Source organism: Micromonospora sp. NPDC049044, assembly GCF_040649215.1.
Classification (GTDB): Bacteria; Actinomycetota; Actinomycetes; order Mycobacteriales; family Micromonosporaceae; genus Micromonospora.
In genome coordinates, this window is record NZ_JBEZFA010000032.1 from 84,074 (window position 1) to 90,073 (window position 6,000).

At 68.0% G+C, this 6,000-nt stretch carries 7 protein-coding genes and 1 pseudogene; 2 read left to right on the forward strand and 6 right to left on the reverse strand.

Going from position 1 to position 6,000, the window contains the following annotated elements; all coding sequences use genetic code 11:
* Window positions 1-67: 67 nt before the first annotated feature.
* The 6 genes and pseudogenes from AB0B85_RS24395 to AB0B85_RS24420 all read right to left on the reverse strand — a co-directional run.
* Window positions 68-370: pseudogene (locus AB0B85_RS24395) on the reverse strand (hypothetical protein); the annotation flags it as partial.
* Entirely contained in the window at window positions 367-783 is a 417-nt protein-coding gene (locus tag AB0B85_RS24400; RefSeq protein ID WP_357410999.1) for a hypothetical protein, read from the reverse strand. The gene AB0B85_RS24400 and the pseudogene AB0B85_RS24395, both read right to left, overlap by 4 nt.
* Window positions 784-870: 87 nt before the next feature.
* The gene (locus AB0B85_RS24405; protein ID WP_357411001.1) at window positions 871-1,200 is read right to left on the reverse strand and encodes a hypothetical protein; all 330 of its coding nucleotides are present in this window, start codon (window positions 1,198-1,200) and stop codon (window positions 871-873) included.
* Window positions 1,197-2,084, reverse strand: a complete 888-nt coding sequence (locus AB0B85_RS24410; protein WP_357411003.1) for an FtsK/SpoIIIE domain-containing protein — start codon at window positions 2,082-2,084, stop codon at window positions 1,197-1,199. Before AB0B85_RS24410 ends, AB0B85_RS24405 begins: the two co-directional genes overlap by 4 nt.
* A complete protein-coding gene (locus AB0B85_RS24415; protein ID WP_357411005.1) occupies window positions 2,051-2,497 on the reverse strand; it encodes a single-stranded DNA-binding protein in 447 nt (148 codons plus the stop codon). The genes AB0B85_RS24410 and AB0B85_RS24415 overlap by 34 nt, the downstream gene beginning before the upstream one ends.
* 85 nt (window positions 2,498-2,582) lie before the next feature.
* Window positions 2,583-3,431, reverse strand: coding sequence for a hypothetical protein (locus AB0B85_RS24420; RefSeq protein ID WP_357411007.1), 849 nt, complete (start codon window positions 3,429-3,431; stop codon window positions 2,583-2,585).
* Window positions 3,432-3,651: 220 nt separating this feature from the next.
* Here AB0B85_RS24420 and AB0B85_RS24425 point away from each other — a divergent pair, with 220 nt between their 5' ends.
* Window positions 3,652-4,908 (forward strand): XRE family transcriptional regulator, encoded by a 1,257-nt coding sequence (locus AB0B85_RS24425; protein ID WP_357411009.1) that lies wholly within the window; start codon window positions 3,652-3,654, stop codon window positions 4,906-4,908.
* Between the two features lie 440 nt (window positions 4,909-5,348).
* Window positions 5,349-5,933 carry a hypothetical protein gene (locus tag AB0B85_RS24430; RefSeq protein ID WP_357411011.1) on the forward strand — a complete coding sequence of 195 codons (585 nt, stop codon included), beginning with the start codon at window positions 5,349-5,351 and terminating at the stop codon, window positions 5,931-5,933.
* Window positions 5,934-6,000 lie beyond the last annotated feature (67 nt).

The following is a 6,000-nucleotide window of genomic DNA, read 5'->3' on the forward strand; positions in this document are numbered from 1 at the left end:
CGAGGGTCGCCACCGTGACGCCGAGGCCGGCGCGGATGAGCCGCTCGTCCAGGGCGATCCGGTCGGCGCGGTCGCCGTAGCGCATCTGCACCGCCTGCCGGGACACGCCCAGCCGGTCGGCGATCTCCGCCCAGGAGTACCGGTACGGAGGCTGACGCAGGCCGGTGACAGCGAGCCGGGTCATGGCGTCCACGTCGCTGGACAGCGCCGCGAGTGACCGCAGCGCCTCGATGTCGCCGGCAGCGACCCGACGGGCGTACGCCCGCAGGATGCGCCGCACGAACGCGTCGAACTCGGTGGTTTCCACGGACCGCTTGGCGCGCGTGGTGCGGGTGCGCGTCAAGCCGGGCTTGACGGTGTTCTTGTTCATGCCGCACCACCGTTGGTGCGGTCCCACGCGTCGGCCGCCGCGTTGAGGACGGCGATGACAGCGTCGGCGGTCTGGCCCTTGGCGTCGTTGAAGTCGTAGGCGTTGTCCAGCCCCTTGTAGTACTGGCCGTCGGCGAATCGGCAGGCCAGGTACCAGTCCAGGTAGGTCAACGCCGCCTCGAAGTCAGCGAACTCCGGGGCGTCGAACATCTGCGCCGGGGCGTCGACGGGTCCGCCGTAGCAGACCATGCCGACCGCGCCGACCGTGCAGGCCGGGGGCGTGAACGACCCCGACGTGGCGTCGTAGTAGGCGCCCTGCGTCCAGCCGTGGCGGGACAGGTACAGGGCGGCGTCCCGCAGCGTGCGGGCCGGGGTGGTCACCTGCTCGGCGACCGGGTTTTGGGTAGCGTGCATGACGGCAGCTCCTTCCGGGCTGTTGATGGGGCGGGTCGGCGGCCTCGGGCGGCTTTCCAGGGCGAGCCCGTTGCTGTCGGCCCGTTTCTATGGGGTTCGGCGCTGGGGGCGGACCATCCGCCGCAGGGCCGCGTCGAACTCGGTGACGATCCGCATCAGGTGCGCCCGGGCGTTGGTGTCGCCGGGCGCGAGGCTGATGCGGGTGCGGATCTCGGCGTGCTGGCTGCCGTCGGCGGCCAGCACCCGGGTCAGGACCACCACACCGTGACCGGGAACCCGCAGGGTCACCGGCTGTGCCCGGTGCTCGCCCAGGCCGCAGGCGTGCCCTCGGGCGCACCACTCCGGGTGCAACAGGTGGTCATCGTTGGTCGGCCAGGTTGGCGACGTGGCCGATCGGGGTCGGATACGGATACTCATGCCGCACGCTCCTTGCGGTTGGCCCGCATGCGGGCGGCGTGGATGGCGATGCGAGCGCAGGCCGCGTCGTCGAGGTACGCGGCTTTGATCAGTTGCGGGGTGCCACCCTCGGCGATGAGCAGTCCCACGCCGGGGTTGGTTGGGCTGATCGTGTTGGACGACCAGCCACGGTCTGCCCACCCGTGCCCCAACACGATGTCGGAGGACACGTTGGTGGTGCACCGGAAGGCGCACCGCCAGGCGAACAGGTCCCGCAGGCTCGTCGGGATGATGTCCGACGAGGGGCGTTGCGTCGCCGCGACGACGATGATGCCGACCGCCCGGCCTCGGGCCACCAGGTCCCGCAGCAGACCCGCGAAGTCCTCCCGGGTCTTCTTGTCCCCGACGGTGGCCGAGAAGTAGGCGATTTCATCGATGGCGACCAGGATCGGGCTGAACACGTCGTCGCGTTGGGTCTTCCGGCGGCCCGCCACTTCGAGGTAGGCGTACCGGTTGTCCATCACGATCTGCATCCGCCGCAGCGTGGCCAGGGCATGCGTGATGTCCGGGCCGACGAACACGTCGGCGCAGCTCTTCCACTGGCCCAACTCGACCTGCTTGCCATCTAGCAGGCACAGCCGGCAGTCGGGCGATAGGGCGGCGTGAGCCACGATCAGGTTCAGCAGGGTCGACTTGCCGCCGCCCGGTTCCCCACCGATCAACAAGTTGCGGTAGATCAGCGGGACCCGCACCGGGTGGCCGAACTCGTCCACCCCGACATGCACCGGGTCGAAGATCGACACGGACGGGTCGGCGGGCATGCCACCCGGTACGGCCGGAACGGTCAGCGTCGACATCAGCGCACCGCCGCTCAGGCCGCCGACGCGGGCGCGGCGGTCGACCACGGGTCATCCGCCGGCGTCTCCGGAGTGAACCCGTCCCCGCTGCGGGAGCGGACCATCTTCTTCACCGTCGCCGTGGCGAACCGCAGCGACGGGCCGACCTCGTCGACGTCCAGGCCGTACGCTGAGCGCTTCTCGCCCTCCTCGTTCTCCCACCGCGACAGCCGCAGCCGCCCCGCCACCACCACACGAGTGCCCTTCGCCAGCGACTCGGCGATGTGCTCCGCCAGGTCCCGCCACGCGGTGCAGGTCAGGAACAGCGGGTCACCGTCGCGGTACTCACCCGAGTTGCGGTCGAACACCCGAGGCGTGGACGCCACGGTGAACTTCACCAGCGCCACCCCCGCCGGGGTGAACCGCAGCTCCGGGTCGGCGGTCAAGTTGCCGACCACCGTCACGGTCGTGTCGTTTGCCATTGCGATCTCCCTTGGGATTTGTTGGAGGTGAACCGCCCTGTTGGCGGTCACCGCACACACCCGGTCAGGGCGTGTGAGTCTTGGTTCAGCGGCGCGGGTTGCGCTGCTCCGGTGCCGGCTCCGGCACGTCGAGCAGGTCCAAGCCCAACGGCGGCATAGCCGGCGATACCGGGGCGTCCTCGTCGCGCATCCACGCCACCCAGGCCGACAGCGGCGATGCCACCAGACCGGTCAGCGGGTCACGACGGGTGATGTCCACCCGCACCAGGGCGGCATGCTTGGCCGACGCACGGACCAGCCGCGCCTCACCCGCCCAGCAGGCCACCGCGAGCTTGTCCGCCTTGCCGTCCAGGTCCGTCAGGTCCAGGCCCGGCCGCAGCCACACCCACACCCGCTCCCCGGCCGGCGTCGGCCGCGCCCACAGGATCAGCGGCAGCCGACCCGGATGCAGCCGCGACGCGGACCGGATGAACTCCGCGAAGCACAACCGCAGCCGGTGCCGCACCACCACGCACCACACCCACGCCGACACCCGCCGACGAAGCCGGCCGACACCGAAGACCACGCCCAGCACCACGGCCAGGAGCACCAGCGGCACCGCCGGATGCGTCGCCCAAGACAGGTACGCCATGCCCACGAACACCGTGACCGCAGCGACGATCTCGAACGCCCACCACCACAGCACCCGCAGCGCCGGCCACACCCGCACCAGGCATGCGACCACCAGGCCGCACACCCCGCCGGACAACAGCCCAACCACCACCGCGAGCGCCAACGGCAGCGCCACCGACGCGGTAGCGGCCACCACCAGGGCGACGGACGCCGCCACGACGAGGAACGCCACCCGAGCCTTCTGCGCGTACGACCGCGACACCGGCGTCTCCACCAACGTCACCGCGCCCACCGGACGCTCACCGAACAACCGTTTGACCATGCTTCGACTCCCCTCCATGGCCCAAGTACTAACCGAGTTAGTACTTGGGACGCTACGACACCGCGCCCTTGATCGCCAGCCCCTCCGAGTCGGCGATTTCTGGCAGCGGAACTTGTAAATATGACGATCACTTAGGTACTCGTCGAACGACAGGTGTCACTGCGGGGTCAGGCCGCTGTCCCCTTCCCTGTCACCCCCATAGCGGGGCCATACTGGGCTCATGGGAGACACGGGCAGCGCGGGCGAGGGCCGGCCTCTGTGGGCTCGGCGCATCCGGAACGAACGGGCCGCCCGAGGGTGGTCGCAAGCTGAGGCGGTCGAAGCCCTCCGGGCGCACGCTTCGTCTGAGCTGCCGTCGAGCGGCAGTCTTCTCCGAAACTGGAAGCGCTGGGAAGCCGGTGACGCGGAGCCGGACGACTTCTACAAGGGCCTCATAGCGGCTACGTTCGGCACCGTCACCGCTGCGTTCTTCCCACGACGTGGCCGCGATGACGTCGACAGGACTTTGATGGCCGGCACCGGCCTGGACACCCTCGAAATCGTGACGAGGATGCGCGCATCTGACGTATCCCAAGCGACCCTAGAAGGACTCCGGATCACCGCCGACAGGCTGTGCAGCGAGTATCCCTACGCCGACTCGGCAGACCTGCGAGTCGAGGGACACGCGTGGCTGCGGCGCATGACGGCACTTCTCGACGCTCGTCTCACACTCGCACAGCACAGGGAACTGCTTACCTTGGCGGGAACGGTCGCCCTTCTGGTGGGTTGCGTCGAGTACGACATGGGTCGACGCACCGAAGCCGAGGCGACCCGCAGGGCAGCGTTGCAGCTCGGAGAAGAGTCCGGGGACGTGAACGTCATCGGTTGGGCGCAGGAGATGCGGGCGTGGTACGCGCTAACCGCCGGTGACTTCCGTGGCGTAGTCGCCGCCGCCGAAGCAGGCGAGGCAGCCGCACCGCGACACAGCGTCGCAGTGCAACTGGCTGCCCAACGGGCGAAAGCGTGGGCGCGCATGGGCGACCGGCGTCAAGTCGAGCTTGCCCTAGACCAGGGCCGCCGCATCCTTGAAGGGCTGCCGTACCCGGAGAACCTGGATCACCACTTCGTCGTCGACCCGGCCAAGTTCGACTTCTACGCGATGGACTGCTACCGAATCGTCGGCGAGAACGGGCTTGCCGAGGTCTACGCAGACGAGGTGATCCGCTCATCCACGGACAGCAGCGGCGTCGTGCGTAAGCCCATGAGAGTCGCGGAAGCGCAGATCACCCTCGGGGTCGTGGCCGCACGAGCGGGCGACCTGGATCGCGCTGTCGACCTCGGCCACCAGGCGCTCAGCGGGAACCGGCGGTCGCTGCCATCACTCGCCATGGTGGCCACGGACCTGTCGTCAGTGCTGACCAAGCAGTACCCGGACGCGCCAGAAACGCGGGACTTCGCAGACGAACTGCGGGCCGTCAAGGCCGCGCCGAACGCCTAACGTTCAGCGTCATCGCCCGAGGGCGGTCGAGCCTCAGCCCGCGACCTGCCGCCGACACCGGGTCGTGGCCGCGCCTCATGCCAGTTGACAATGTGCGCCGGTCGCCACACGTGCGTCCGTCCAAGGGTCAGATCGGGCGCAGGCATCTGCCCCCGCTTCCGGTACGTCGCCACGGTGCCGACCCGCACCCCGAGGTACGCGGCGACGTCCGAGGTCGTCCACCACTCCGCGTCGGGATCAGGGTTCGTCACGTCCGCCATTCTGCCTGCGTGAGGCGACTCACGCACCTATCCCCGGGAGCCTCATGACCGCCTCGACGCCTTCCAGGGCCGCGCCGAGTGCGGCGACCTGCATCGAATGCCCTTGGTGTTCAGAGCAACGGCACCTCCGCCAGGCCAGCGCACTCACGAGGGCGGAACGTTTGTGAGAGCCTATTCGTCGTGCCCTCCACCGTCTCGTTCGACTCGCACCGTGATCTATGGCTCTTCGGAGGTAAGCGCCGGTATAGCGACGGCGCAGATTCCATAGTGATCACCCATAGCGATCTCAGCGCAACAAAGGCCGCAGACTTAGCCCACGAGCTACGAAAAGCGCGCCGGCTTGACGTAGCCCCGGAGGCGGTTCTCGTCGACGTTGCCCCCGACGACCAATATTGGGGCAAGGGTGCCGTCGTGGAGCCTATCTCATTCTCGCTTGACGATGACGGCAAGCTAGCCATTGATTGCGACCTCGCCTCTGATGAATACTTCGATGATGAAGATGAGCTATTCGCTTTAGTCGAGCGCCTAACCGGACCACTCCTTCGGCGCACGAATAGTCACCTGTTGAGCGTGACCAATGACGGAGGACGTCCAAGCGCGCCATATTTCTATACAGTCACCATTTCCGCTGCAACACGGAGCAAGAGTCTGCAAGACCTTTACCAAATTGGACAGAGCATCCGAGCGATCTTTGACGCCGCAGCCACCGGAGAACTAACTAGAGAGACTGTCGCCGACCTAGGCCGTGTCTTCAAAGGATCTTGATGTCGGATGATGTAGCGCGTGGGTCGTCGCTACGAGTTGTCTGATGTCGAGTGGGATGCGCTGTCGA

Excerpts from the sequence above, each read along its gene's own strand:
- AB0B85_RS24415 (WP_357411005.1), bottom strand. The coding sequence starts at position 2,497 with ATGGCAAACGACACGACCGTGACGGTGGTCGGCAACTTGACCGCCGAC.
- AB0B85_RS24420 (WP_357411007.1), bottom strand. The coding sequence starts at position 3,431 with ATGGTCAAACGGTTGTTCGGTGAGCGTCCGGTGGGCGCGGTGACGTTG.
- AB0B85_RS24400 (WP_357410999.1), bottom strand. The coding sequence starts at position 783 with ATGCACGCTACCCAAAACCCGGTCGCCGAGCAGGTGACCACCCCGGCC.
- AB0B85_RS24405 (WP_357411001.1), bottom strand. The coding sequence starts at position 1,200 with ATGAGTATCCGTATCCGACCCCGATCGGCCACGTCGCCAACCTGGCCG.
- AB0B85_RS24425 (WP_357411009.1), top strand. The coding sequence starts at position 3,652 with ATGGGAGACACGGGCAGCGCGGGCGAGGGCCGGCCTCTGTGGGCTCGG.